We start from the raw sequence: 24,910 nt of genomic DNA, 5'->3' as shown, positions 1-24,910 counted from the left end.
GCGCTTGAGTTTGACGAAAGGCCAAGTTATATGAACAGTAAAGTAGAATCAAGCGATCGGTCAGCGGAACTGTGCGGCGTGGCTCACACCCGCGAGCGGTCTACCGGAGGAGAGAGGCACGGGAGTGGCGAAGACGACGCCGCGAGGTTTCGCGCGGGAGCGCGTATTGGAGGCCGCCCAGGGCCTCTTCGCCGAACACGGGGTCAGTGGGACATCGCTGCAGATGATCGCGGATCGACTGGGCGTCAGAAAGTCCGCCGTGTACTACCAATTCCCTTGCAAGGACGCCATCGTCGTCGCGGTGTTCCGCCCCGTATTCGACGACATCGCCCGGGTGGTCGCCATCGCCGAGGCCATCGGATCGCGCGAGGTGCAGCGCGAGGCCACCATCAGCGGGATCATCGAACTGGCGGTCCGGCACCGCCGTACCACCGCCCTGGTGCACACCGACCCCGCGGTGGTGGGGATCGTCGAGGCCGTCGGAGACTTCCGAGATGCCTCCCGGCGCCTGCAGACGATCCTGGCGGGACCGGAGCCTGACGCCGCCACCCTCATCGCCATCGCGGTTCTGGTCCCCGGGATCCTGGGCGCGGCAGCCGATCCCACCGTGTCAGACATCCCCAACGAGAAACTGCACCGCATGCTGCTGGACTGCTCGCGCCGGCTCTTCGGCGCCCAGAACCACGAGGATCAGGAAGTGGCCGGCTCCAAGACGTCCACACCGACATAGGGCACCAGCGCCTGCGGTACCCGGACACTGCCGTCGGCCTGCTGGTGGTTCTCCAGGATGGCCACCAGCCAACGCGTGGTGGCCAGCGTGCCGTTGAGCGTGGCCGCCGTCTGCGGCTTACCGTTCTCGTCGCGGTAGCGGGTCGAGAGCCGGCGGGCCTGGAAGGTGGTGCAGTTCGATGTCGACGTGAGTTCGCGGTAGGTGCCCTGGGAGGGCACCCAGGCCTCACAGTCGAACTTGCGAGCGGCCGAGGAACCAAGATCTCCGGCGGCGACGTCGATCACTCGGTACGGCACCTCGATACGGGCCAGCATCTCGCGCTGCCAGCCGAGCAGCCGACCATGTTCGGCCTCGGCGTCTTCGGGCCGGCAGTAGACGAATCCCTCGACCTTGTCGAACTGGTGCACACGAATGATCCCGCGGGTGTCCTTGCCGTAACTGCCCGCCTCCCGGCGAAAGCACGACGACCATCCGGCGTAACGCAGCGGACCGCCCGACAGATCCAGGATCTCGTCGGAGTGGTAACCCGCCAACGGCACTTCGGAGGTCCCCACCAGATAGAGGTCGTCGGCCTCGAGCCGGTAGATCTCGTCGGCGTGCGCCCCGAGAAACCCGGTGCCGGACATGACTTCGGGCCGCACCAGCGACGGGGTGATCATCGGGGTGAACCCGTTCTCCACCGCCAGCCGTACCGCCAACTGCAGCAGCCCCAACTGCAGCAGCGCGCCTCGACCGGTCAGGAAGTAGAACCGCGAACCCGATACCTTGGCGCCGCGCCCCATGTCGATCAGCCCCAGCGCCTCGCCGAGCTCGAGGTGGTCGCGCGGGTTCGTGATCGCCGGCGGCTCACCGACCACGTCCAGCACAGCAAAGTCGTCCTCGCCGCCCGAGGGAACCCCGTCGATCACGACGTTGGCGATTCCCATGTGCGCGCCGGTGAAGGCCGCCTCCGCCTCGGACTGGGCGGCCTCGGCGGCCTTGACCTGCTCGGCCAGCTCCTTGGCCCGGGCCAGTAGCGCGGGCCGCTCCTCGGGCGACGCCGCGCCCACCGAGCGGCTGGCCGCTTTCTGCTCGGCCCGCAGCGTGTCGCCCGCCGCGATTGCCGTGCGCCGCGCACTGTCGGCGGCCAGCAGGGCATCCACCAAGGCGGGATCCTCGCCACGAGCCACCTGGGAGCGCCGGACACGGTCGGGATCTTCACGCAGCAGCTTCAGGTCGATCACGGCAAAACCCTACAACCTGGCAGCCGGCATCACTTTCGCATCATTTGTCACGCGCCCGCGGCTGCCTGTCAGAATGGACCCGATGTCACAGGCAGCCGACCAGCAGAATCCACCCGCCCGGCGGGTGTTGTGGCGGCGCACGCTGCACGCCGCCCCGACCCGGGGCGCCCTGGTGCTGACCGCACTGGGCGGGCTGTTGATCGCCGGACTGATCACCGTGGTCCCGGTCGTCGGCGACGGCCCCGGAGGCTTGCTGGGCCGGCTCAACGCCGAGCCGGCGGCGGCCGGCGGGGGCAAAGGCGCTGGTCCGGGACTGGGACTGGGCACGGTCAAAGGCAACGACGCGATCGACCACGCAGTGGCGGGTGACTGCCTGAACTGGCCGAACAACGACCTGGACGGCGCGACGATCGTCAACTGCGCCGAGGAGCACAAGTTCGAGGTGGCCGGGCCGGTCGACATGAAGATGTTCCCGGGCGCCGAGTACGGCCCCGACGCGCCACCACCGTCGATGGCCCGCATCGAGCAGATCACCCAGGAGCAGTGCGAGTCGGCGGTGCGCCGCTACCTGGGCGCCAAGTTCGACCCGCACAGCAAGTTCGTCGCCAGCATGTTGTGGGCCGGCGAACGAGCGTGGCGCCAGCATGGTGAGCGTCGGATGCTGTGTGGCCTGCAGCTCCCCGGCGTGGGTGGGCAGCAGACGGCATTCGTGGGCAAGGTCGCCGATATCGACCAATCCAAGGTGTGGCCGCCGGGCACGTGCCTGGGAATCGACCCGGGCACCAACCAGCCCAACGACGTTCCGGTCGACTGCGCTGCACCGCACACCAAAGAGGTCACCGGCACCGTGAACCTGGCCGAACGCTTCCCTGATGCCTTACCGCCCGAGGCCGAACAGGATGCGTTCATCAAGGACTCCTGCACCCGGCTCACCGACGCCTACCTGGACCCGGTGCAGTTACGGGACACGACGCTGACGTTGACCTATGCCACCGTGTCGCTGCCCAGTTGGTCTGCGGGCAGCCGCGAAGTGGCCTGCAGCCTGGGCGCCACGCTGGGCAACGGTGGCTGGGCCGCGTTGATCAACAGTGCCCGCGGACCGCTGCTGATCAACGGTCAGCCCCCGATCCCGCCGCCGTCGATCCCCGCCGAACGGCTGAACCAGCTGCCCGCCGGGAGCCAGCCACGGTGAGTGTCGCGATGGACCCGAAGCGGTTCGACGAGTTGGTCTCCGATGCTTTGGATCTGATCCCGGCCGAGCTGGCCGCGGCTTTCGACAATGTGGTGATCCTGGTGGAGGGCCGCAACGCCGAGGAACCCGATCTGCTGGGGCTCTACGACGGCGTGGCCCTGACCGAACGCGATTCGAGTTACGCCGGGTCACTGCCCGACACCATCACGATCTACCGGGACGCACTGCTGGAGATGTGTAGGTCCGACGAGGAGGTCGTCGACGAAGTCCGGATCACGGTGATCCACGAGATCGCCCACCACTTCGGCATCGATGACGAGCGGCTGCACGAGCTGGGCTGGAGCTGACGGCACCCGGCGCGGCGCGCCGGATCGGACCTGTCGGCGCGCAGTGCTAAGAACAAGGCATGGATGACCACTGCCGAGACTGCCGGGCGGGGTTGGATCACTGCCACGGCTCACTCATCCACCACGCGTACCAGGCCACCGAGTGCACTGAGGACGGCTGCCCCGGCGAGGTGCTACCGCACTCGTTCGCCGTGGATTGCGAGACGGTCGGCTGCCGCTGCGCGCTGCTCTTCGCGCTCGCTGTCTAGCCCATCGGGTCGGCGTCGGACCGTAGCGCGTCGCCGACCGGATCCGCATCGGGTTCGGGGTAGAACGGCGGGGTCAACGAGCCCCACTGCACACAGCTCCATCGGCCATCGGTGATCGGAGCCAGCACCACGGCGGTGGCGTTCTCCAGGTGGTTGTCCAGCACGAAGCTGCCGTCCACGCCCGCCAACGTCGCCGCCGCCAGGCGGATCGCCGCACCATGGCTGACCACGACGATGTCGCCGGTCCAGTCGTCATCGTCGAGGTAGCGCAGCCGCAGGTCCGTGACGACCGGCAGATAGCGATCGAGCACCTGCGCGGCCGACTCGCCGCCCGGCAACGCCACGGTTGGCTCGCCTGAGTGCCAACGCTGATAGATCGCATTGAACTCGGCGATCGCGTCGTCGTCACTGCGGTTCTCCAGCGAACCGGCCTGAACCTCGTGAATGCCTTCAAGCGCCCGAGTGGTCACCCCGAGCCGAGCGCCGATCTCGGCGGCGGTCTGAACCGCGCGGGTGGCCACCGAGTGAGCGACCAGCATCGGTCGGTGCGTTCCCCGCTCCGCGAAGGCCCTGGCCTGGTCGCGTCCCAGTGGTGTCAGTTCCGACCCGGGTGGGCGGGTGTCGAGTCGACGGTCGACGTTGCCGTAGGACTGCCCGTGCCGCAGCAGCACCAGCCGCCCGCTCATGCCATCACCCCGGATCCGCCCGGCGACTCGATGGGCCAGGAGCCCAGGTAGCGAACGTCGGCGCAGCTGCGGCGCAGTGCCTGCAGAGCCTGCGCGACCCCTTCGTCGTCGATATGTCCGACGCAGTCCAGGAAGAACAGGTATGTGCCCAGCTCGGTGCGCGTCGGACGAGACTCGATGCGAGTCAGATCGATACCGCGACTCCCGAATTCCGTCAGCGCCGCCGCCAGAGCCCCGGGCGCGTTGTCCAGGCGCAACACCATCGAAGTCCGGTCGGCGCCGGTGCGCACCGGAGGCGGCGCCGGAGCGCCCACCAGCACGAAACGCGTGCGGGCGTTGGGTTCGTCGATGACGCCCGTAGCCAGCGGAACCAACCCACGCTGTTCGGCGGCCAGCGCGGTGCTCACCCCGGCGTCCACCTCACCGTCGCAGACCTGCTGGGCGGCAGCGGCATTGGAGTTGGCCGGCACCGTCTGCGCCCCGGGCAGGTGTTCAGCCAGCCAGTGCCGAACCTGCGCGCCCGCCACCGGGTGGGCGGCCACGGTGCGAATGTCGGCCTGACCACGGCCCGGCGCAACGACGATGGAGAACAGGACGTCCAGTGTGGTCTCGGCGAAAATCTGCAGCGGCGATCCGGCCGCGAGCCCGTCCAGGGTGGGTGTCACACCGCCCTCGATCGAGTTCTCGATCGGCACGCAGGCGTAGTCGGCGGCACCGTTGCGCACTGCGTCGAGAGCGGCTGGGGTGCTCTCGACCGGCACCGGGTGATGCTCGGCACCGGGAACCCGCCCGGCGCTGGTCAACGCGAGCAGCGCCGCTTCGGTGAAGGTCCCCGCCGGGCCGAGATAGCTGATGCGGGTCACCGGACAACCCTATCGGCCGCGGGCCGCCGGCGGGTTCACCGACAGCCCCCGACGGAACCCTTCCTGTTGCGCGCGCCGCGGCATTTAATTAAGTTAGCCTTACCTCACTTCGAAAGGTGATCGATGGCAACCACCACAGCAGCAACGGTCCCGTCGTCCGCAGAGCGGATTCGCAGCGCCTGCATCCGGGGGCAAGCCCTCTTGGCGATCGCCGACTCGGCCGACGCCGCGCCGGTCAGCGCACCGATCTGTCACCTGCTGCGGGACGGATCTGTCGCGGTCGCTATTCCCGCCGCCGACCCGGTCGCCCAGGCGGCCGCCGACACCGGTGTGCAAGCCATGCTCGAGCTGACCGATCACGCGCCGCTGAGGCTGCGCGAACGCGTCCGTGCGCTGGCATGGATCACGGGAATGCTGCACCCGGTTCCCAACGACGAGGTCACCGTGCTGCTCGACCGCATCGCGGAAGTCGACCCCAACCCGGCACTGCTGCAGGTCGTCTCACCGCGGTCAGCGGGCCGCCATCGCGACATCGGCGCCCGGGACGACAACGATTCCGACGTCGACTACCTCTTGATGCGGCTCACTCCGGACTCGGCGGTGCTGGCCGACGCGACCGGCGCCGAGGCCGTCGACGTCCGGGAGCTGCTGTCGGCGCGTCCCGACCCGTTCTGCGCGATCGAGGCGCATTGGCTGCAGCATCTGGACTCCGCGCACCCCGAGATGGTCGCCCGACTGGCCGCCGCCAAGCTGCCGCCGCAGCTGCGGCGCGGACAGGCTCGCCCATTGGCCGTCGATCGCTATGGCATGTGGCTGAGGGTGGAGGCACCCGACGGCGATCGCGATGTGCGGCTGAGCTTCCCGCAGCCCGTGGAGGACGTGCTGAGCCTGAATCGGGCGGTACGCGCGCTGATGGGCTGCCCCTTCCTCAACGGACTGCAGGCCCGCCGCCAGGAGCGCTAGCGCGCGGCGCAGCCGCTACCGTTGCGAGGTGACCGAGCCGCAGGACCAGCGACGCGCACTGCGCCTGGAAATCTTCCTGGTGCTGGCGGTCACCTACGGGCTGAGCGCCGTCACCGCGGTACTGCAGCTCGCTGACGCCGTGCTGCGCGGCCTCAGTGCCCAACGCATCCCGCTCAATCCGCGGCGCTCCTATTTCGGCCTGATCGACTTCGGCCTCAACGCCGCATGGGCGTTCCAACTGATCGCCTGGGGGGCTCTGGCTCTCTACCTGCTGTGGCGCAGCGGGTGGGGACCTGCCCGCATCGGGCTGGGAGGGTGGCCAAGCCGTCGCGATGTGGCCGGCGGTCTCGGCCTGGCGGCGCTGATCGGGCTGCCCGGGTTGGGGCTGTACCTGCTGGCACGGGCTCTGGGCCTCAACGCCGACGTGATTCCCGCAGCCCTCAATGACACCTGGTGGCGCGCCCCGATGCTGGTACTCATCGCCTTCGCCAACGCGCTGGCCGAGGAAGTGATCGTCGTCGGTTACCTGCTGACACGGCTGTCGCAGCTGCGGATCTCACCGCGAGTGGCGCTGATCTGCTCCGCTTTGCTGCGCGGCGCCTACCACCTCTACCAGGGCTTCGGGGCGGGGCTCGGCAACATCGCCATGGGCCTGGTATTCGGTTATGCCTGGCAGCGCACCGGACGGCTGTGGCCGTTGATCCTCGCCCACGCCCTGATCGACGCCATCGCGTTCGTGGGCTACGCGCTGTTCGCCCCCAAACTGGGCTGGCTGCGCTAGCCGCCCGGCCTAACTCGGTACGGGGTTGACCGTGACGCTGACACTTCCCGCCCCCGCGTTGGACTCGATGACCAGCACCGAAGCATTGGGCGCAGAGACCACCTGACCGCCGGTGATGCTGACCTGATAGCCGTTGGGGAACTGAATGTCCGGCAGGGAGATCTTGGTCTCCGATCCCGCGCCGAAGCTACCCGAGCCATCGGCCATGGCCGTGGAGTAACTGAACGAGAAGACGCCGCCGGAGAACGACCATGCGTTCGGGATTCCAGCGATCACCTGCGGGTACGGCTGGGCCAGTGCCGCCACGATCGGCTCATCGACATTGTCCCCGGTCGGCGGCAGGTTGGTGTCGTGCACCAACGACCCCGCCTCGTTGGTGTAACCCCAGTACAGCCAACCGAACATGCGCGGGTTGATCGAGTTCAGCTGGCTGGCGATGGTGGGAATGTTGTGGGTGGCACCGAATTCGGTGACCACCGCCGGCACGTCGTAGCGGTCGATGTAGCGCTGGGCGCCTTCCATCATCATTCCGTCCCACAGCGAGCAGCCCGTAGCGGTGCCACCTCCCAGGGCGTCGAAGATGCAGTAGTCGTGGAAGGCGAACACGGTGTTGTCGTCGTCGACCGCACCCAGGTTGGTACCCGCGGTCGCGTTGCCGAACAGCACGTTCGGTTCGTAGTACACCGTGGTGGTCGAGTCGACCGAACGGATCGCCGAGGTCACCTGGTTGTAGAACGGGGTCAGCGTCTGCTGGTCAAAGGCCGGGAAGCCGAGGAAGCTGGTCAGCCACGGGGAACCGGGCCACGGCTCGTTCATGATCTCGTAGCCGGCCACGCCCGGGGTGCCACCCAGGTAGTCGGCGGTGACCTGCCACATCCGGGCGTAGGAGTTCTGCAGCCCGATGTCGTCGACCTTCGTGTTGGTCCAGAACGCATCCCACGCCTGGTTCTGCGCAGGGTTGAGGGCGTAGGCGAACGGGAAGGGCTGAGTGTTGTCGTTGTCAGCAGGGTTGAAGATCGTGGCCCAGTCCGGCGCGCCGTGGCCACCGATCTGCTCGTTGTACAGGTCCTGGTGCATGTCGATGACGCTGACGATGCCGTATGCCTTGAGCGTCTCGATGGTCTCCTTGACCGAGGCCAGGTAGCCGAAGTCATAGACGCCGGGCTGCGGCTCGATCTCCGACCAGTACACACCCAGCCGTACCGCGGTGAAGCCGTTGGCGGCCAGGAATGCCGCGTCGTCGGCGCCGAAACCGTCGCCGCCGGGGGTGAGCGGAGGCGACTTGTACACCTGATTGACGCCCTGCAGGATCACCACACGGCCGTCGATGTCGACGATCCACTGGCCGGCGGTGCCCAGTTCTGCCGAAGCCTTGACCGGCGCACCGTCCAGCGCGCCGAAGTGACCGACCGCGCCGTGCGTGCCCATCGAGCCGGCCAGCCCGCCGGCCCCGCCCAAGGCGGGAAGGTCACCCGGGCCTTGATAGACGCCGTTGCCGGCATCACCGCCGTCGCCGCCACTGCCGAACCACATCGAGCCGTTTCCGCCGTCACCACCGTTACCGCCGAGGTGGCTACCGTCACCTCCGTCGCCACCGTGTCCGCCGATGCCGAGCATCCAGCCGATACCGTCACCACCCGCGCCGCCGATACCACCGTTGAGCCCGTCGCCGCCGTCACCCCCGGCGCCCCCGACACCCATGTACCAGCCACCGGTTCCGCCGGTTCCGCCGGCACCACCTTCACCGCCGTCACCGCCGGCGCCGCCGTTGCCGAAGAATCCGGCCGCGCCCCCGGCGCCGCCGACACCGTTGACCTCGGTGTTGTCCCAGCCGGCTCCACCATCTCCGAACAGCCAGCCACCGACACCGCCGGCGGCGTTCTCGGCCGTGCCTGCCGCGCCGTCTCCGATCATGATGCCCAGTCCCAGCGCCCCGCTGAGCTGGTTGGCCCCGTCGATGATCGGCGCCATCCACGAGCTGCTGACCAGCCAGTCGATCCCGGTGTACAGCGGGGAGTACACCCAGTTGTTCATCAACGTCGTCGCGTCCGGCAGGACAAGGTTCGACAACGCCAACGCCGGGTCGGCCAACCCGGTGTCCCAGTGCGCCGGGTCGAAGAACGTGTTCCACGCCTCGGGGCTGAACACCGCATTCCAGTCGAGCGCACCGGTGGACCCCTCGACAAACGGCGCCAGGGCCAGCTCGAAAACGTCATCAAAGCCGTCAGCAGCCGCGGTCGGCGCCGGTGCCAGTGGCGTCAGCCCGAACGCCAGGAACGCCCCGACAGCTGTTCCCAGCCCGGCAACGCGACGTGTCCGCTGATTGCTGAGCTGACGAATCATCCGCGGTAGACCTCTCTCCATGCTCGCCGGCGGCGAGTGACGGGGGATCAAGATAACGATTTGCTCGGAAGATTACTAATAAAACCTGAGATATCGGCGGATCGGCGTTGGTGGGCTCGCGGTGCGCCCGTCCGGCGACCGCCTGGGTTCCGTTCGGTGAGCGCCCCTTCGCCGAGCGGTACGTAGATTGGGCGGGTGAACGGCGATCGCGGCCCGGGCCGGCCCTGGCACCACCCGCCACCGGGCCGTGAGCCGCCGCCACTGCTCTACCGCGATCCAAGGGGTCGGCCCGTGCCGCCGGGACCGCCACCACCGCGGGCGGTTCCCAGGCCGGCGGCCGGCCCCGTCCGGCGTCCCATGGCACCGCCTCCGCATCCGGCGGTCCGACCACCGCTGCCCACACGGCGGCCACCCGCACCCCGCCGACGCTCCTGGCCGCGAAGAGTCGCGCTACTGGCGTCGTTGGCGGCACTGCTCGCGGTCGCCGGACTCCTGGGCAGCGCGGCATGGCTCGACACCGCGCTGCAACGGACCGCGGCATTCACCGGATACCCGGATCGCCCGGCACCGGGCCGCGGGACGACGTGGCTGCTGGTCGGCTCGGACAGTCGCGGCGAGCTGACGCCCGGGGAGCAGCAACAGCTGAGTACCGGCGGCGAGACCGGCGACGGACGGACCGACACCATCCTTCTGGTTCACCTGCCCGAACCGGGATCGGGCTCACCGACCACGGTGGTCTCACTGCCGCGCGACTCCTACGTCACCATCCCCGGCTACGGCGACGACAAGATCAATGCGGCGTTCGCCGTGGGCGGTGCACCCCTGCTGACCCGAACGGTCGAGCAGGCGACCGGACTGCGGGTGGACCACTACCTGGAGATCGGGTTCGGCGGCTTTGCGTCTCTCGTCGACGCTCTCGGCGGCGTCCGACTGTGCCCGGACGCGCCGATCGACGACCCGCTTGCCGGGCTGGAGCTGCCTGCGGGCTGTCAGCACCTGACCGGCGCAGCCGCCCTGGGCTACGTGCGCAGTCGCGCGACACCGCGCGCCGATCTGGACCGGATGGCACACCAGCGACAGTTCTTGTCGGCGCTGCTGGCCCGCGTCGCCGATCCGTCCGTGTGGCTCAACCCGTTGCGCTGGTACCAGGTGCCCCACGCCGCAGCCCGGGCGGTGACCGTGGACAACGGATCCGGCGTGCTGGGTCTGACGGCGCTGGGCTGGGCGCTGCGCGGCCCGACCACCGACCTGACGGTGCCGATCGGTGAGTTCGTGGCGTCCGAGGTGGGCGATGTCGTGGTGTGGGACCAGGGCGCGGCCGAAGAGGTATTCGATGCATTGCGTCGCGATGCCCCGCCTCCATTAGGCCTGGGCAATTAAGACACGCGTCGTTCACTATTGACCCGGCGCAAATTCAGCCAACCCTATCTTTACTTAGGCAACGCTGACCTGAGTAAGCATCACCTTGGATGCAAACCTACTCTGACCAGGGGTAGCATCGGCAGGCATGAGCGACATCGACAACCACAAGACTAAATTCCATGCACTGCTTCAAGAGCAGATTTACCACGAATTCACCGCAGCCCAGCAATACATCGCAGTTGCCGTTTATTTCGACGGGGATGATTTGCCGCAATTGGCGAAATTCTTTTACGCCCAGGCCGTCGAGGAGCGCAATCATGCCATGATGCTGGTGCAGTACCTGCTTGACCGAGACGTCCGGGTCGAGATCCCCGGCGTTGACGCGGTGCGTAATAACTTCGACGCGCCTCGCGAGGCTCTGGCGCTCACCCTCGAGCAGGAACGCTCCGTCACCGAGCAGATCAGCAGGCTGGTCAGCGTTGCGCGCGACGAGGGTGACCACCTCGGCGAACAGTTCATGCAGTGGTTCCTGCGCGAACAGGTCGAGGAGGTGGCCCTGATGACCCGTCTGCTGAGGGTCGCCGACCGTGCCGGGCACAACTTGTTCGAGCTGGAGAACTTCATCGCACGCGAGATCACGGTGGGCCAAGAAGCCGGCGCACCGCGAATCGCCGGCGGGTAACCCCTCGCCCGCCGATCAGCCCGCCCGCAACCGCGCCTTGGTTCGGGCGGGCTGATTCGTCGCGATCCACGCGACACCGATATCCCGACAGAAATCGACGTCCTCGCTGCGATCAACGGTCCAGCAGTACAGGGCGCGGCCGCGTGCGGCGGCCTGGTCCACCAATTCCGGATGCTCACGCAGCGTCTCGATCGACGGGCCGATCGCGGTGGCGCCCACCGTGGTCGCTGTTCCGCCACCGAGGTAGCGAGCGCCCGTACCGAGCAGCACGGTCGGCAGCAGCGGCGCGGCTCGGCGGATGCGCCAGACTGCCGCCGCGGAGAACGACATGACCACCGCCCGCGACCGTGAGGCCGACGCCGGCGCGGCAAGGCCGAATCGGTGCAACAGCGCGAGCACCTCACGCTCGACCATGGAACCGAAACGCACCGGGTGCTTGGTCTCGATGAAAATCTTGACCGGACGACGCCAGTCCAGCACCAGCGCAACCAGCGCATCGAGGGTGAGCAGGCCGGTGTCGCCGAAACCGCCCAGGGAGCCTGGCTGTCCTCCCGGGTGCCAGGCGCCGTAATCGAGACGCTGCAGCTCCGAGAGCGTCATCTCGCTGACCAGCCCGGCCCCGCTGGAGGTCCGGTCCACCCGCCGATCGTGGACACAGACCAGATGGCCGTCGCTGGTCAGCCGGACATCGCACTCGACACCGTCCGCCCCCTCCTGCAGGGCCAAGTCGTAAGCGGCCAGGGTGTGTTCCGGGCGGTCGATCGAGGCACCGCGGTGTGCGACCACAAACGGGTGCTCCGAGACGACATCGCCAGCCGGTGTCATGGGCCTATGCTGCCGGTTCACGCCCGTCGGACTCAAGAGCCGGGGCCGGAGTCGTGGCCTCTTCCGGCTTCGGCGTCCCGGTTGAAATCGGGCGCGGCACAGCAGGGGCGGGGTCGCGCCCGTCAGGGACCACGACCCAGTGCTGGGCGGGCCGCCCCATCGACCGCCGCTCAAATCCCTCCACGACCCGGGCCGCGGTCACCACGGCCGCCAGCCCGAGCAGGTAAGCCAACACCGTGGCCACCATGTTGTTGCCGATCGCCTGCGCGCCGTCGGCCCAGCTGGTGGCGGTGGCGAAGACCGCGGCCGCGGTGCTGGCCGCCCACACCGCCCACCAGATCACGATGGCTTTACGCAGCGGTGCCAGCCGGTTCTCCCGCTTGGCCAATTCCATGACAAAGACCGGCGCCCACGCCAGATTGACCACCGGGACCAGGCACCCGGCCCACAGGGCCCAGGCCGGACGCGACTCAGGCACGTGCGCCCGGGCGAACGCCGCCGCTCGGCGGGCAATCAGCCACCTGGTCAGCATCACCGCGCAGTTGACCACGGCCATGATCGCGGCGAGCCCGGCGAGCCGGCCCAGCCACACCGCACCGCCGGCGAGCAGCGGGTTGAGCAGCTTGGTGCGATTGACGATCATCAAGACGTAGATCAGGGCGTGGATCACCGCGGCGATGCCCAGCGCGGCGATCGCACCCCCGAGCGCCCGCTCCAGCGAGCGCACTGTGGGCGCCGTCCGCTCTGCCGACTTCGGTTGGGCCACAGCACGAACCGGCGCACCCATCAGGGTCCAGCGCGGCATCACCGAGTAGCGAGGCGTGGGCCCCAGCGGCCGCCGCTGCGGGCCCTGCGGCGGCGGCGGACCGGGCCGGACGGCGATCCAGCGGTATCCCGGCCCCTGACGCGGCGGCGCACCCCCGGATGTTGCGGGCGCTGCCTGCGGGCCCGGCTGGGTCCACTGCAGCTGGGCCTCTTGTTCGGGTGTCAGAGGCGCCCACAGCGCACCGTTGCAGCGTGGGCACCAGCCCCGCTGCTGCTCACGCACGTTCCACCGCGTGTTGCAGCGGGAACACACCTGGATCACCGCACCAGCCTAGCGGCGACCGCAAGGTCGGCGAAGCAGACCGCGGCGGGTCACCGCTTACCACCCCGCGACGACTGCCAAGTCGGCACAGCAGACCGCCGCGGCACTGGCGAGGACGCGTCGCCGGCGCCTGCGGTGCCCCACCGCGTAAGCGGCCAGCTACCACGGGCTATCCACAGTTTCCACAGCCTTATCCACAAGCGCGGCGGAGGCTGCGGGCACGGTGATGTGCTGATGTAGGGCCAGCGTCACCCCGGCTGTGGATAACGCGCCGAGCTCGGCGCAAACCGACTAACAGCATCGAGCGAAATCGATTGATCCGCTAACCAGCTGCCGGTGACTCCCCATTCCGCGGATCGACGCCTCAAGATCACATCGCCGCAGGTAAGCCGGGTTATCCCGTCGAATTTTTCCACTGAGCGCGTAAACCGCTATGATCACCGTCACAGAACAGATGTGATGCGCCTCACGGGGGTGGGCGCACAGCGAGGTTGGGGGCAGGAGAATGACGGCAAGCCCGGTCGGACCCGGATCCGTCGCCGCGGCGGCGCACTGGCACGCGGGATCGTCGACGTACAAGCGCGCTTATCTGCTCGCGTCGCTGCGCGCCGGATTGATCGCACTGGTACTGCTGTCATTCCTGCTTGCACTCGTCCTGACCTGAATCCCCACACAGGCGCTGTGATCGGCCGCGGCCCGGCGCCGGCCTGACCCATTGTTGCGGTCCTCTCGGTGTTGGAGCAGTGTGGTCGAAGGGTGTCCCATCGCGCCGCGATCGCCGGCGGGAGTGGGGTGCCGCTAGATCGTCAACACCTGTCGACAATGATCATCGGTGATCGACACCGGATCAGTACCTATCGAAGGAAGGAACCCCGTGGCCGACTACACCTTGCCGGACTTGGACTGGGATTACGGAGCCCTTGAGCCGCACATCTCGGGCCAGATCAACGAACTGCACCACAGCAAGCACCACGCCGCCTACGTCGCCGGAGTGAACAGCGCAGTAGCCAAGCTCGAAGAGGCTCGTGCCAACGACGACCACGCCGCGATCTTCTTGAACGAGAAGAACCTCGCCTTCCACCTCGGCGGGCACGTCAACCACTCAATCTGGTGGAAGAACCTGTCGCCGAACGGCGGCGACAAGCCGACCGGAGAGTTGGCAGCGGCTCTGGACGACGCGTTCGGCTCGTTCGACAAGTTCCGTGCGCAGTTCACCGCGGCCGCCAACGGCCTTCAGGGTTCAGGCTGGGCGGTGCTGGGCTACGACACCCTGGGCGGCAAGCTGCTGACCTTCCAGCTCTACGACCAGCAGGCCAACGTGCCGCTGGGCATCATCCCGCTGCTGCAGGTCGACATGTGGGAGCACGCTTTCTACCTGCAGTACAAGAACGTGAAGGCGGACTACGTCAAGGCGTTCTGGAACGTGGTCAACTGGGCCGACGTGCAGGCGCGTTTCGCGGCGGCCACCTCGAAGACCTCGGGCCTGATCTTCTAACCGCACTGTCGGTATCGGTGGGGCGTTGCGCCGTTGGCGCGGCGCCCCATCGTGGTTTACGCCAGGATTCTTCACCGTTTCGTTATCGGCGCCCTCGCCGTGTCACCTTGAATCACGTGTGTGGTTGTCGCATGCTGCCAGATAACCCCGCCGCTGAAATACGGGCAGGCGAGTCAGCCACCAATCCACAATGTCGCGGAGGGTGCGCGCGATGGAGACGACAGGGTCCGGTCGGGCGATCGAGGTCGCCCCGTTTCACTCCCGTGGGGAACTCCACGGATTCGTGGTCTTCGGCCGCTGGCCGGATTCGACCAAGGAATGGGCCCAGCTGCTGAGCATCGCGGTTCGCGTGGCATCCACGCCCGGATTGCTTTCCACCACAACGGTTTTCGGTACGCGCGAGGAACTGCCCGACAATCCTGGACCCGGCACAGTGGGATTGCTGGTGGCCGAAGGGACTGTGTCGGGTCGGTCGGCGATAGCGCCGGGATACTTCGCCGGCCGTCAGCCCTCGGCACTGCTGATGCTGCACCCACCTTCGGAGACCGTTCCCTCACTGCCGGAGTGCCGCGGCGCCGCTTCCGGATGCGTCTTGCTTCCGGGCCTGCCCTACCTGGGCCTGCAGCACCGAGCGGCCTGGGTCGAAGCGGAGTCGGACGGCACGGTCACGTCCATGGTGAGCCGGGTCAGTGTTGACCCGGTCTGCCATCCCGACACCGCGATCCTGGCGATGTTGCTTGCCGCATAACGCCATTCGCGCACCGTCGGTCGCGAACTCTCGGTTTCGGGCCGTCGAACTTCTCAGCTCGGTGGCGGCCATGCCGGTGAGTCACTAGCCTCGGGCCTGAGGAAAGGGCGTCCTGCATGTTTGCCGCCATGCTGATCAGCCTGGGCGTGGTGTTCCTTGCCGAACTTGGCGACAAGTCGCAGCTGATCACCATGACCTATGCGCTGCGCCACCGTTGGTGGGTGGTGCTGGGCGGAGTGTCCATCGCGGCCTTCGCCATCCACGGCATCTCGGTGACGGTTGGCCACTTCCTGGGGCTGACGTTGCCGGCGCGGCCGATCTCCGCCGTCGCCGGCGTGGCGTTCATTGGTTTTGCGGCGTGGACCTGGCGAGAGCGAACCACCGCCACTCCGGGCGCGACCCCGGTCCGTGAACCACGCTTCGTGCTGTTCGCAGTGGTGTCTTCGGTGCTGCTGGCCGAGCTCGGCGATAAGACGATGTTGGCGACGGTCGCATTGGCCAGTGACCGCAACTGGCTGGGCGTATGGCTGGGAGCTACGGCAGGGATGGTGCTGGCCGACGGGGTCGCGATCGCGGCCGGAAACGTGCTGCACCGCCGGTTGCCCGAACACCTGCTGCACACCGCCGCCGGCCTGCTGTTCCTGTCATGCGGCCTGTGGATCCTGTTCGACGAGGCGCTCGACTGGCGGCCGGTGGCGATCGCCTCGGTCGTCGGCGTGGTGGCGATGACGCTGGGCACGACACTGTGGCGCGCTTCGCTGCGCCGCTCCGGGCTGACCGCCGGAGACGATTCCACCGCACAGCAGCAAATCCCTCCGGCCGCTGGTTAAGCGGGGCAAACTTCACTTCGCCGGAGCACCTTCCAGCGATAGGGACCAAATGTCCGACGATGGTGGAACTTTTGGTTCGTTGACTTCGGTCCCCATTATGCGAGGCGCTGCAAGAAATTCCGGGCACAGCGATTTTTACGAAACGCCGAATAGACTGCGGCAAAACCGATCTCGTGCCACAAGATCGGATTTGCAACCCAAGCACCCCGTGATGCCTCAGATCAAGATGCCCGCGAAATCTGATCCATGCCTCAGGTAAGAATGCCCGCGAAACGGCGTTGGGTCAGGAGGCCTTGATCCGGATGCCTTTGCGGGTGTCGGGTAGGGCGGTGGGGATGCTGGCGAGGTAGAGCTGTTCGGTTTTCTCCTTGGCCAGCTGGAGAAGTCGGTTCTGCAGGTCGGCGATCTGGCGTCCCATCGCGGCCGGGTTCAGGCTGTCGCGGTAGGTCAGGAGCTCCGATTCTTGGGCTGGTGAGAGGACGCCGGCCGCCAGTAGCCGGTCCAGTGGGGTCTTGGGCTGGTCGTAGAGACGGCGGCGCCGGCCGTCACCGCTGCTGGCGTAGCCGATGGGTTTGATGGTGGGGGTCAGGTAGTTGAGCCGGTCGTTGACCAGAGGCCAGAGCCGGTTGAGCACCGCACGTTCCTCGTCGGTGTCGTAGCGGTAGTAGAACCCGTACTTGCGGACGAGATGGTTGTTCTTGGACTCGATGGTGGCCTGGTCGTTCTTCTTGTACGGCCGGGAGCGGGTGAAGAAGATCTCCATCTGCCCGGCCCATTTGATGACGGCTTTGTTGAGGAACTCGGTGCCGTTGTCGAAGTCCAAACCAGTTACCTCATACGGTATTTCATGCACACCTGCTTTCAGGGCGGCCAGGATGTGGGTGTGGGCGTTGTTGCGCACGGTCCGCGTGAAAGTCCAGCCGGTGTGCACATCGGTGAGGTTGAGGGTGCGGGCGAACTCGCCCTTCAACGTCGGCCCGCAGTGCGCGACGGTGTCTCCTTCGAAAAAGCCTGGCGCAGCTTCGATTTCGTCGGTGGCCTTGCGAATCTTGACCGACGAGCGCAACAGCGGCGAGGGCTTGGTGGTGGACTTGCCCTTGATCTGGTCTTTGGCTTTCACCGGCGCCAGATAGCGGTCGATTGACGCCGCGCTCATCGCCAACAGCTCCTCGCGCACCGTCGGGCTGTAACGGTCACGGCCAAAGACCAACTCGCCGTGGCGCTCCAACCCGTCGAGCTGCAGGGCCATCGAAGCAGCCAGGTACTTGCCGCACTGCCCACCCGAGGCGGCCCAGACCTTCTGCAGCACCTTACGGGTGTCATAGCTGTACTTCGGCGAGCGCGGTTTGCGCGGCCGTTTTGCGACACTGCGGCCCGCACCCGGCGGGCGCCTGGCCGCTACCGTGAGCCGCCGGCGGGCGTTATCACGCGACCAGCCGGTCACCTCGACCACCTGATCCAGAATCCGGCCCCGGTCCTTCTTCGAAGCCCTCACATACGCCTTGGCGTACCTGGCGGTGACCTCGGCACGAGACGCCATCGACAACCCACTTCCCATGCTCCACGACGATCACCATTTCGCGGGCATTCTTACGTGAGGCACCGAGGGCGTTTCGCGGGCACTTTTCGTGAGTCAAGCCGCACCCTTGGTTGTGTCGGTAACTATGGCTACGATGATCAGCAAATCACCAGGCGCTACTGCTTTCCGTGGCAGCGCGCTGACGGCCGCCTACCCACCCCTTGGAGGTCCTATCGATGAGCGCGACGTTCGCTGTCCGCTTGAACCGCCTTTTCGATGTGGTCTATCCGCCCGGCCGAGGACCTCACACGTCCGCCGAGGTGATCGCGGCACTCAAAGCAGAGGGCGTCACGATGTCGGCCCCCTATCTCTCCCAGCTTCGTTCCGGCAACCGGACGAACCCGTCCACCGCCACCATGGCCGCGCTGGCCAATTTCTTCCGAATCAAACCCGACTTCTTCACCGACGACGCCTACTACACCAAACTCGACGCCGAGTTGGCGTGGCTGGACAGCGTGCGTGACCCCGGGGTGCGCCGCATCGCCACCCAGGCCATCGGCCTCTCCCCGGAAGCCCAGGAAGAGGTCCTGGCCCACATCGATGAGCTCCGCCGCAAGGAGCACCTCAGCGCCTGAGGTGCTCGCACCGCGATTAGGGTGGCGTGATCGGTTCCAGCGAACACCGGGAGGCGGCCGCGATGGGCCTGTTCAGAAAACGCAAGAGTCGCGCCACCCGGCGCGCCGAAGCGCGTGCGCTGAAAGCCGGCGCCAAGCTTGAAGCTCGGCTCGCCGCCAAGGGTGAGGCGAAACGTTTCAAGGCCACCCAGCGCGCCGACGCCCGCGCATTGAAGGCTCAGGTCCGCTCCGAGCGAAATCGCGACCGCACTGCCCGCAAGGCAGCCGAAAGCCAACTCAAAGCCGCTCGCGACGGCCGCATCCTCTCGCCGGCCCGCGTCCGCCGAACCTTGGTCGTCACCAGAATGCTGGCCCCGATCGTCGTGCCCGTGGTGTACCGGGTCGCGATGGCGGTCCGCGGGCTGATCGACGAACAGCGGGCAGCGCACCTGGGCGTGCCGCTGGCGCAGATCGGCGAGTTCTCCGGAAATGGCGCCCGGCTTTCAGCCCGGATCGCCGGGGCGGAGAAGACCGTGCGCCTGGTGGCCGACCGCAAGCCCAAGGATTCCGAGACCAAACAGTTCGTTGCAGCGATCACCGACCGCCTTTCAGACCTCGCGACAGCCGTCACGGCCATCGAGACCATGCCGGGAGATCGGCGCAGGGTGGCCGCCGCCTCGATCAGCGACCAGCTCGACGGAATAGACGCCGACCTGATGGCCCGGTTGGGGCTGCCGTCATGAGCAACCGTATCCGCGCCGTCGCGCTGTCGGTGGCACTGGCCGCAGGGTCCTTGGCCGGTGCAGCGCCGGTGTGGGCACATGTACACGCCAGCAGTCCCGGCGCCGTGCGCGGCGGAGTCGCGATGGTGACATTCGAGGTCCCCAACGAGTCGCCGACCGGTTCTGCCACAACGGAACTCACAGTGACACTGCCCGATGTCGCCTCGGCCCGCACCGAGACCAAACCCGGATGGACCGCGCGGCTGGACCGCGACACAAAGTCTGGCGTGGTGCACTCGGTGACCTGGACCGCCACGCCCGGCAGTGGGATCGGGGCCGATCAGTTCGGACTTTTCCGGATCGCGATGCGTCTGCCCGACGCCGAAACGGTGAACTTTCCCTCGGCGCAGCGCTATGCCGATGGCACCGAGGTCCGCTGGGACCAGGCACCCCCACCAGGCGGCGGCGAAGCAGAGCACCCCGTTCCGAGCCTGCAATTGGGGACCGGCCCGGCCGCGCCATCCGAACACCACCACTCCCACCACCAGGAGCCGGCCGTCTCCGCCGGCCCCGGCCCGGAGACCGTGGCCGGACCCGGCGAACACCATGCCGACAACGCGGCCCGGCTGCTCGCCGGCGGCGCCCTGCTGGTCGCTGCGTTGGCCGCCGTGATCGCCCTGGGTAGGCGGCGGGCGTGATACGGGCGCTGCGCGGCAGCGTGGTGGCGGCAATGTTGCTGGCTGCGATGGTGACGCAGGTGGCGCTACCGGCGGTTGCCGCGGCGCATGCCGTGCTGGTGTCGACCGACCCGGCCCGTGACGCAAAGCTGGCCCGCGGTCCCGAACGAGTCAGCGCCACCTTCAATGAGCAACTGCAGGCCGATTTCGCCGCCATGACGGTGGTCGGGCCTGACGCGCGCCTGTGGTCCATCGGAGAGACGCGGGTCGACGGCGCCACCGCAGACGTCGCGGTCCGGCCCCTGGGTCCGACCGGGACCTACACCGTCCACTACCGGGTGACCTCCGCCGACGGGCATGTGGTGTCGGGCTCGTGGCCCTTCGAGCTGACGGTGGCCGGCACCGGCGAGCCCGGTCCCCCGGTCACCGACCGCCCTGACGCGACCCCCGCGCTCCCGCGCCGCTACGCCGACCCCGAAGGTGACCTGCCGATTTGGCCCTTCGTGGCCGGGGCCGTGGCGCTCGTTGGAGCCGGTCTGTGGTTCACCCGGCGGCGTTCCTGATTCCTGGCCGGCGATCACCGCCTGCGGATGCTGGCATGATGGGAACGTTGCCGGTGCCCACGACGAAAACTCGCAGAGGAGCTGTCGTATGACCGAACCGCAAGGCCAGCCCGACCACGAATCCGCCGCTTCGCCCGAACCGATCGCCCCGGCCGGCGCCGAATTGCCGGCCGATCCCGCTGCACCGGCCCCACCGAAGCCTCCCGCGAAGAAGGCCCCCGCCAAGAAAGCTCCGGCGAAGAAGGCCGCCGTCAAGAAGGCACCCGCCAAGGCGGTCAAGAAGGCGCCTGCCAAGAAGGCGCCCGTCAAGAGTGCGCCCGCTGCTCCCGCGGCGCCCGCCGCCGTGCCTGCCCCTGCTGTAGCCACCAACGGCGCGGGCCAACTCGCTGAGCGCGCCAAGGAGACCGCCGCCCAGGCGAAGTCCAGCGTGGACACCGCCCGCAACCCGCTGCGGCCGCCGAGTTCGCCGGCACGGCGTTCGCCCGGGCCGCTACTGGCCGCCGGCATCCTCGGGGTGTTTGGGCTGCTGCTGCTTCGCCGGTTGCGGCGCGCCCGCCGGGGCTGACCGCGGTGACCGTACGTTTCCGGCCCACCGCCGACCTGGTCGACGAGATCGGCCCCGACGCACTGAGCTGTGACGTTCAGTTCCGCCAGCTCGGCGGCCGCACGGAGTTCGCCGGCCGGATCACCACGGTGCGCTGCTTCCAGGACAACGCCCTGCTGAAATCCGTTCTCTCCGAACCCGGTGACGGCGGGGTGCTGGTCATCGATGGCGGCGGTTCGCTGCATACCGCGCTGGTCGGCGACGTCATCGCCGAGCTGGCCCGCGGCAATGGCTGGGCGGGCCTGATCGTGCACGGCGCGGTGCGTGACGCCGCCACCCTGCGCACCCTTGACCTCGGCATCAAGGCGCTGGGTACCAATCCCCGCAAGAGCACCAAGACCGGCGCAGGTGAACGCGACGTCGTGCTCGACTTCGGTGGTGTCACGTTCGTGCCCGGGGCGGTCGCCCACAGCGACGACGACGGCATCGTCGTCGTCTAGGTCCACCTCACATGCCCGAGACCTTGCGGCAGCGGTGGGAACTGCTGCGTGAGCGCGTCGATGAGGCGTGCGCGGCCGCGGGGCGGTCGCCGGATGAAGTCGACGTGCTGCCGGTCAGTAAGACTTTCGCTCCCGAATTGATCCGGGAAGCGGTCGAACTGGGATTGCACCGCTTCGGTGAGAACAAGGTCCAAGAGATCAAGGACAAGGCCGAGGCGTTGGCCGGTGCGGGGATCGACTGGGTGATGATCGGGCACCTGCAGACCAACAAGGCCGGTGTGGTCGCCCGGCTGGCGGCCGAGGTGCAGTCGCTGGACCGCTCCCGGCTGGCTGTCACACTGGATCGGCACCTGCGCGCAGAGAACCGCGTCATCGATGTGCTGGTGCAGGTCAAGACCTCCGATGAGCCCAGCAAGTACGGCCTGGAACCCGCCCAGCTGCTGCCCTTCCTCGACGAACTGGCCGACTACCCCACCCTGCGCGTACGCGGCTTGATGACGCTGGCCATCAACACCGACGACCCTGCAACAGTTCGAGGCTGTTTCCGCCGATTGCGGCAGTTACGTGATACCGCCACCACACATGGGCACGACCTGCCGCGCTTGTCGATGGGGATGAGTGGCGACTTCGGGCTGGCTATCGCGGAGGGGGCCACCGAGGTGCGGATCGGGACCGCCCTGTTCGGCGCCCGACCCTACCCCGACTCCCACTACTGGCCGGAACGCGGTTAGGCGTTCACCGGCGCACGGTGTTTGCTGAACTTCAGTGACTCCTCGTCGACCTTGCCGTGCCGGATCAGCCGGAGGTCGAGCAGATAGTTCTGCTTGAGCCGCCACGGTGCCTCGGATCCCGAGCGGGGCAGCTCGTCCATCGCCCGGCGGAAGTAGCCGGGGCTGAAGTCCATGAACGGCTCCTCTTTCACCGCAGATCCAGGGTGCTGCGGTTCGACGCGGTCGTAGCCGTGTGCGTCCATGTAATTGAGCACGCGGCAGACGAATTCCGAGACCAAGTCGGCCTTGAGCGTCCACGAGGCGTTGGTGTAGCCGAAGGTGACCGCAGCGTTGGGCACGCCGGAGAACATCAGGCCCTTATAGGTCATCGCCTTGGGCAGGTCGATCGGCTCACCGTTGCGCAGCAGCGTCGCGCCGCCCAGCAGCTGCATGTTCAGCCCGGTGGCGGTGATGATGACGTCGGCCTCCAGTTCCTGCCCGGAGTCCAGCAGGATGCCGTTCTTGGTGAAGGTCTTGATGGTGTCGGTGACGACATCGGCCTTGCCATCGCGGATGGTCTTGAACAGGTCACCATTGGGGGCCAGGCACAACCGCTCGTCCCACGGGTTGTACCGCGGGCCGAAGTGCTTCTGGACGTCATAGCCCTCGGGCAACCGGTGCTTGGCCATGGTCATCAGCGTCTTGCGCATGTACTTCGGGAAGGCGCGCGCCAGTTGGTACTGAAAAGTGCTGAAACCGATGGCCTTCCAGCGGTTGACGAAGTGGGCGGCCTTGTCCGGCAGGAATCGGTTGGCCTGTACCGCGACGGGGTCGACCAGCGGCAATGCGCCGATGTACGTCGGCGAACGCTGGAGCATGGTGACATGCCCGGCCCCGGAGTTGGCCAGTGCGGGAATCAGGGTGACCGCCGTGGCGCCACTGCCGATCACCACGATCTTCTTGCCGGTGTAGTCCAGGTCCTCCGGCCAGTGCTGCGGGTGGACGATGGTTCCGGTGAAGTCGTCGGATCCGGGGAACTCCGGCGTGTAGCCCTGCTCGTAGTTGTAGTAGCCACTGCACGCGAAGACGAACGATGCGGTGATCTGCTCTTGGGTGCCGTTGTTGTCGACGGTGACCGTCCACTGATTGTCGGCGTCGGACCAGTCAGCCGCGACCACCCGGTGCCGGTAACGGATGTGCTTGTCGATGCCGTTTTCGACAGCCGCCTCGTTGATGTAGTTCCAGATGTCCGGCCCCTCGGCGATCGAATGGGCCGAGCGCCACGGCTTGAAGCGGAATCCGAGGGTGAACATGTCGGAGTCGGAGCGAATCCCCGGGTATTTGAACAGGTCCCAGGTGCCGCCGAGGTTCTCCCGGCTCTCCAGGATGGCGTAGCTCTTGTTGGGGCAGCGATTCTGCAGATGCCAGGCCGCGCTGATGCCCGAGATGCCAGCGCCGACGATCACAACGTCGAGGTGTTCAGTCATGGCGTCAGATTATCAACGGTGTGTCGAGATGGTCAACACCCTGTTGAGTAAATCGACGTCGTGTAAAGTAACCGTCGTGGCCAGCCCGAATTCAACCCGTCACGGACGCCGACCGACCCGGCCGTCCGGCGACGATCGGGAACTGGCGATTCTCAGCACCGCCGAACGGCTGCTCTCGCAGCGTCCGCTCAGTGAGATCTCCGTGGATGATCTGGCCAAGGGCGCCGGCATCTCGAGGCCGACGTTCTACTTCTATTTCAAATCCAAGGACGCGGTGCTGCTTTCCCTGCTGGAGCCCATGATCGCGTCGGCCGATTCCGAGTTTGTCGGGGCAGTGCAGCGGTTGCCCACCGATCCACGTCGGGTATGGCGCAGCGGCATCAAGGCGTTCTTCGTCGCGTTCAGCTCGCATCGCGCGATCGCCCGGGCCGGCACCGAGGCACTGGCCACCAGTCCGGAATTCCGCGCGATGTGGAACGGATTCATGCAGAGGTGGATCGAACAGACCGCCGCGATGATCGCCGCCGAACGCACCCGCGGCGCGGCGCCGAACACCATCCCCGCCCTGGACCTCGCGACCTCGCTGAATCAGATGAACGAGCGCACGATGATGGCCGCACTGGTCGCCGAGGAACCGTCGGTTCCCCACGAACGGGTGGTCGACACCCTCACCCACATCTGGGTCAGCAGCATCTACGGCGAAGCCTCCTGACGCCTGCCACGATCAGGCGATCTCAGAACCCGCCGACACCGAACCCGGCCAGCAGTACCGCAAATCCGCCGACCTCCCCGATCACCAGGATCACCATGGCGACGTGCAGGCGCCAACCAAGGCGCTCGAATTGCTTGTCGGTGCCGCGCAAGGCGCCGTGCACCATGTAGCTGCCGATCGCGATGACGAAGAAGAACACGATGACCATGGCCGCGGTCATGTTTACCCACGTAGGCCACGCACTGAGCTCAACGAACACCGCGACCAGCAAGGTCGCGAACGAGTACAGCAGTGCCGCCCGGTAGGCGATATCGACATAGACATGCGCCTGGCCGGAGGCGGCGACCTGGTGGTGCTTCCACACCCCCAGGACAAGCGCGAACACAAAGATCAGGCCAGCCGACAGCAACGTCACCTTGGTGTCGATGTCCAGATTCACGACCACCGGGTGAGCCTA

The 24,910-nt window shown here is 67.4% G+C and carries 29 protein-coding genes; 20 read left to right on the top strand and 9 right to left on the bottom strand.

Annotation, left to right across the window (positions count from 1 at the left end; translation table 11 throughout):
• The first annotated feature begins 124 nt into the window (after positions 1-124).
• A complete protein-coding gene (locus BST15_RS12645) occupies positions 125-730 on the top strand; it encodes a TetR/AcrR family transcriptional regulator (protein WP_046189550.1) in 606 nt (201 codons plus the stop codon).
• Here BST15_RS12645 and serS read toward each other — a convergent pair.
• Positions 691-1,953, bottom strand: coding sequence for a serine--tRNA ligase (serS, locus tag BST15_RS12640; RefSeq protein WP_046189549.1), 1,263 nt, complete (start codon positions 1,951-1,953; stop codon positions 691-693). The genes BST15_RS12645 and serS overlap by 40 nt on opposite strands.
• Positions 1,954-2,035: 82 nt before the next feature.
• Here serS and BST15_RS12635 point away from each other — a divergent pair, with 82 nt between their 5' ends.
• Genes BST15_RS12635 through BST15_RS22690 form a run of 3 tightly spaced genes read left to right on the top strand, consistent with a single transcriptional unit; the run spans position 2,036 to position 3,740 of the window.
• Positions 2,036-3,145: a septum formation family protein gene (locus BST15_RS12635; protein WP_308214560.1), complete on the top strand. Its 1,110-nt coding sequence runs from the start codon at positions 2,036-2,038 to the stop codon at positions 3,143-3,145.
• On the top strand, positions 3,142-3,492 hold the full coding sequence (locus tag BST15_RS12630) for a metallopeptidase family protein (protein WP_046189547.1): 351 nt from the start codon (positions 3,142-3,144) through the stop codon (positions 3,490-3,492). The genes BST15_RS12635 and BST15_RS12630 overlap by 4 nt, the downstream gene beginning before the upstream one ends.
• Before the next feature lie 59 nt (positions 3,493-3,551).
• Complete coding sequence (locus tag BST15_RS22690; protein ID WP_046189546.1) at positions 3,552-3,740, top strand: hypothetical protein; 189 nt, start codon at positions 3,552-3,554, stop codon at positions 3,738-3,740.
• Here BST15_RS22690 and BST15_RS12620 read toward each other — a convergent pair.
• Positions 3,737-4,426, bottom strand: a complete 690-nt coding sequence (locus BST15_RS12620; protein ID WP_046189545.1) for a histidine phosphatase family protein — start codon at positions 4,424-4,426, stop codon at positions 3,737-3,739. The two genes, BST15_RS22690 and BST15_RS12620, sit on opposite strands and share 4 nt — an antisense overlap.
• Positions 4,423-5,289 carry a prephenate dehydratase gene (gene pheA / locus BST15_RS12615; RefSeq protein WP_046189544.1) on the bottom strand — a complete coding sequence of 289 codons (867 nt, stop codon included), beginning with the start codon at positions 5,287-5,289 and terminating at the stop codon, positions 4,423-4,425. The genes BST15_RS12620 and pheA overlap by 4 nt, the downstream gene beginning before the upstream one ends.
• Positions 5,290-5,412: 123 nt before the next feature.
• Here pheA and BST15_RS12610 point away from each other — a divergent pair, with 123 nt between their 5' ends.
• Both BST15_RS12610 and BST15_RS12605 read left to right on the top strand, forming a co-directional pair.
• Positions 5,413-6,252 (top strand): DUF2470 domain-containing protein, encoded by an 840-nt coding sequence (locus BST15_RS12610; protein ID WP_046189543.1) that lies wholly within the window; start codon positions 5,413-5,415, stop codon positions 6,250-6,252.
• A 28-nt stretch (positions 6,253-6,280) separates the two neighbouring features.
• Positions 6,281-7,033 (top strand): CPBP family intramembrane glutamic endopeptidase, encoded by a 753-nt coding sequence (locus BST15_RS12605; protein WP_046189542.1) that lies wholly within the window; start codon positions 6,281-6,283, stop codon positions 7,031-7,033.
• 9 nt (positions 7,034-7,042) lie between these two features.
• On the opposite strand, the gene BST15_RS23075 is transcribed toward BST15_RS12605, so the two are convergent.
• Positions 7,043-9,376, bottom strand: a complete 2,334-nt coding sequence (locus tag BST15_RS23075; RefSeq protein WP_052751435.1) for a cellulase family glycosylhydrolase — start codon at positions 9,374-9,376, stop codon at positions 7,043-7,045.
• A 195-nt stretch (positions 9,377-9,571) separates the two neighbouring features.
• Between BST15_RS23075 and BST15_RS12595 the strand changes: the two genes are divergently transcribed.
• Positions 9,572-10,756: an LCP family protein gene (locus tag BST15_RS12595; protein WP_083070977.1), complete on the top strand. Its 1,185-nt coding sequence runs from the start codon at positions 9,572-9,574 to the stop codon at positions 10,754-10,756.
• 127 nt (positions 10,757-10,883) lie between these two features.
• Entirely contained in the window at positions 10,884-11,420 is a 537-nt protein-coding gene (locus tag BST15_RS12590) for a ferritin (RefSeq protein ID WP_046189541.1), read from the top strand.
• Between the two features lie 15 nt (positions 11,421-11,435).
• On the opposite strand, the gene BST15_RS12585 is transcribed toward BST15_RS12590, so the two are convergent.
• Positions 11,436-12,245: a glycerophosphodiester phosphodiesterase gene (locus BST15_RS12585; protein WP_046189540.1), complete on the bottom strand. Its 810-nt coding sequence runs from the start codon at positions 12,243-12,245 to the stop codon at positions 11,436-11,438.
• Between the two features lie 4 nt (positions 12,246-12,249).
• Positions 12,250-13,332 (bottom strand): DUF4328 domain-containing protein, encoded by a 1,083-nt coding sequence (locus BST15_RS12580; protein ID WP_046189539.1) that lies wholly within the window; start codon positions 13,330-13,332, stop codon positions 12,250-12,252.
• A gap of 505 nt (positions 13,333-13,837) precedes the next feature.
• On the opposite strand from BST15_RS12580, the gene BST15_RS22115 reads away from it, so the two are divergent.
• The 4 genes from BST15_RS22115 (at position 13,838) to BST15_RS12565 (ending at position 16,405) form a co-directional block, all read left to right on the top strand.
• Entirely contained in the window at positions 13,838-13,996 is a 159-nt protein-coding gene (locus BST15_RS22115; RefSeq protein WP_165757121.1) for a hypothetical protein, read from the top strand.
• Positions 13,997-14,206: 210 nt separating this feature from the next.
• Entirely contained in the window at positions 14,207-14,827 is a 621-nt protein-coding gene (locus BST15_RS12575) for a superoxide dismutase (RefSeq protein WP_046189538.1), read from the top strand.
• A 211-nt stretch (positions 14,828-15,038) separates the two neighbouring features.
• Positions 15,039-15,575 (top strand): hypothetical protein, encoded by a 537-nt coding sequence (locus BST15_RS12570; RefSeq protein ID WP_046189537.1) that lies wholly within the window; start codon positions 15,039-15,041, stop codon positions 15,573-15,575.
• 116 nt (positions 15,576-15,691) lie between these two features.
• On the top strand, positions 15,692-16,405 hold the full coding sequence (locus tag BST15_RS12565) for a TMEM165/GDT1 family protein (RefSeq protein WP_046189536.1): 714 nt from the start codon (positions 15,692-15,694) through the stop codon (positions 16,403-16,405).
• A 283-nt stretch (positions 16,406-16,688) separates the two neighbouring features.
• Here BST15_RS12565 and BST15_RS12560 read toward each other — a convergent pair whose 3' ends face one another.
• A complete protein-coding gene (locus BST15_RS12560; RefSeq protein WP_176215952.1) occupies positions 16,689-17,945 on the bottom strand; it encodes an integrase catalytic domain-containing protein in 1,257 nt (418 codons plus the stop codon).
• Between the two features lie 215 nt (positions 17,946-18,160).
• Here BST15_RS12560 and BST15_RS12555 point away from each other — a divergent pair, with 215 nt between their 5' ends.
• The 7 genes from BST15_RS12555 (at position 18,161) to BST15_RS12525 (ending at position 22,275) form a co-directional block, all read left to right on the top strand.
• The gene (locus BST15_RS12555; RefSeq protein WP_046189535.1) at positions 18,161-18,559 is read left to right on the top strand and encodes a helix-turn-helix domain-containing protein; all 399 of its coding nucleotides are present in this window, start codon (positions 18,161-18,163) and stop codon (positions 18,557-18,559) included.
• Positions 18,560-18,621: 62 nt separating this feature from the next.
• On the top strand, positions 18,622-19,281 hold the full coding sequence (locus BST15_RS12550) for a DUF6474 family protein (protein ID WP_046189563.1): 660 nt from the start codon (positions 18,622-18,624) through the stop codon (positions 19,279-19,281).
• On the top strand, positions 19,278-19,958 hold the full coding sequence (locus tag BST15_RS12545; protein ID WP_046189534.1) for a YcnI family protein: 681 nt from the start codon (positions 19,278-19,280) through the stop codon (positions 19,956-19,958). Before BST15_RS12550 ends, BST15_RS12545 begins: the two co-directional genes overlap by 4 nt.
• 32 nt (positions 19,959-19,990) lie before the next feature.
• A complete protein-coding gene (locus BST15_RS12540) occupies positions 19,991-20,500 on the top strand; it encodes a copper resistance CopC family protein (RefSeq protein ID WP_046189562.1) in 510 nt (169 codons plus the stop codon).
• 88 nt (positions 20,501-20,588) lie between these two features.
• The gene (locus BST15_RS12535; protein WP_083070976.1) at positions 20,589-21,065 is read left to right on the top strand and encodes a hypothetical protein; all 477 of its coding nucleotides are present in this window, start codon (positions 20,589-20,591) and stop codon (positions 21,063-21,065) included.
• Positions 21,066-21,070: 5 nt separating this feature from the next.
• Positions 21,071-21,544, top strand: coding sequence for a ribonuclease E activity regulator RraA (gene rraA, locus BST15_RS12530; protein ID WP_046190641.1), 474 nt, complete (start codon positions 21,071-21,073; stop codon positions 21,542-21,544).
• 11 nt (positions 21,545-21,555) lie between these two features.
• Positions 21,556-22,275, top strand: coding sequence for a YggS family pyridoxal phosphate-dependent enzyme (locus tag BST15_RS12525; protein WP_046190642.1), 720 nt, complete (start codon positions 21,556-21,558; stop codon positions 22,273-22,275).
• Here the strand turns inward: BST15_RS12525 and BST15_RS12520 are convergent.
• Positions 22,272-23,741, bottom strand: a complete 1,470-nt coding sequence (locus BST15_RS12520) for a flavin-containing monooxygenase (protein WP_046190643.1) — start codon at positions 23,739-23,741, stop codon at positions 22,272-22,274. The genes BST15_RS12525 and BST15_RS12520 overlap by 4 nt on opposite strands.
• Before the next feature lie 28 nt (positions 23,742-23,769).
• Between BST15_RS12520 and BST15_RS12515 the strand changes: the two genes are divergently transcribed.
• The gene (locus BST15_RS12515; RefSeq protein ID WP_276037351.1) at positions 23,770-24,453 is read left to right on the top strand and encodes a TetR/AcrR family transcriptional regulator; all 684 of its coding nucleotides are present in this window, start codon (positions 23,770-23,772) and stop codon (positions 24,451-24,453) included.
• A 22-nt stretch (positions 24,454-24,475) separates the two neighbouring features.
• Here BST15_RS12515 and BST15_RS12510 read toward each other — a convergent pair whose 3' ends face one another.
• On the bottom strand, positions 24,476-24,892 hold the full coding sequence (locus BST15_RS12510) for a hypothetical protein (protein ID WP_046190652.1): 417 nt from the start codon (positions 24,890-24,892) through the stop codon (positions 24,476-24,478).
• Between the last annotated feature and the right edge of the window lie 18 nt (positions 24,893-24,910).

This window comes from Mycolicibacter arupensis (assembly GCF_002086515.1).
Taxonomy (GTDB): Bacteria; Actinomycetota; Actinomycetes; order Mycobacteriales; family Mycobacteriaceae; genus Mycobacterium; species Mycobacterium arupense.
This window is presented reverse-complemented; position numbering and strand designations above follow the sequence as displayed.

Coding starts and splice junctions, on each gene's coding strand:
- BST15_RS12635 (WP_308214560.1), top strand. CDS start 2,036: ATGTCACAGGCAGCCGACCAGCAGAATCCACCCGCCCGGCGGGTGTTG.
- BST15_RS22690 (WP_046189546.1), top strand. CDS start 3,552: ATGGATGACCACTGCCGAGACTGCCGGGCGGGGTTGGATCACTGCCAC.
- BST15_RS12620 (WP_046189545.1), bottom strand. CDS start 4,426: ATGAGCGGGCGGCTGGTGCTGCTGCGGCACGGGCAGTCCTACGGCAAC.
- BST15_RS12610 (WP_046189543.1), top strand. CDS start 5,413: ATGGCAACCACCACAGCAGCAACGGTCCCGTCGTCCGCAGAGCGGATT.
- BST15_RS23075 (WP_052751435.1), bottom strand. CDS start 9,376: ATGATTCGTCAGCTCAGCAATCAGCGGACACGTCGCGTTGCCGGGCTG.
- BST15_RS12590 (WP_046189541.1), top strand. CDS start 10,884: ATGAGCGACATCGACAACCACAAGACTAAATTCCATGCACTGCTTCAA.
- BST15_RS12585 (WP_046189540.1), bottom strand. CDS start 12,245: ATGACACCGGCTGGCGATGTCGTCTCGGAGCACCCGTTTGTGGTCGCA.
- BST15_RS22115 (WP_165757121.1), top strand. CDS start 13,838: ATGACGGCAAGCCCGGTCGGACCCGGATCCGTCGCCGCGGCGGCGCAC.
- BST15_RS12570 (WP_046189537.1), top strand. CDS start 15,039: ATGGAGACGACAGGGTCCGGTCGGGCGATCGAGGTCGCCCCGTTTCAC.
- BST15_RS12565 (WP_046189536.1), top strand. CDS start 15,692: ATGTTTGCCGCCATGCTGATCAGCCTGGGCGTGGTGTTCCTTGCCGAA.
- BST15_RS12560 (WP_176215952.1), bottom strand. CDS start 17,945: ATGGCGTCTCGTGCCGAGGTCACCGCCAGGTACGCCAAGGCGTATGTG.
- BST15_RS12555 (WP_046189535.1), top strand. CDS start 18,161: ATGAGCGCGACGTTCGCTGTCCGCTTGAACCGCCTTTTCGATGTGGTC.
- BST15_RS12550 (WP_046189563.1), top strand. CDS start 18,622: ATGGGCCTGTTCAGAAAACGCAAGAGTCGCGCCACCCGGCGCGCCGAA.
- BST15_RS12545 (WP_046189534.1), top strand. CDS start 19,278: ATGAGCAACCGTATCCGCGCCGTCGCGCTGTCGGTGGCACTGGCCGCA.
- BST15_RS12540 (WP_046189562.1), top strand. CDS start 19,991: ATGTTGCTGGCTGCGATGGTGACGCAGGTGGCGCTACCGGCGGTTGCC.
- BST15_RS12535 (WP_083070976.1), top strand. CDS start 20,589: ATGACCGAACCGCAAGGCCAGCCCGACCACGAATCCGCCGCTTCGCCC.
- BST15_RS12525 (WP_046190642.1), top strand. CDS start 21,556: ATGCCCGAGACCTTGCGGCAGCGGTGGGAACTGCTGCGTGAGCGCGTC.
- BST15_RS12520 (WP_046190643.1), bottom strand. CDS start 23,741: ATGACTGAACACCTCGACGTTGTGATCGTCGGCGCTGGCATCTCGGGC.
- BST15_RS12515 (WP_276037351.1), top strand. CDS start 23,770: ATGGTCAACACCCTGTTGAGTAAATCGACGTCGTGTAAAGTAACCGTC.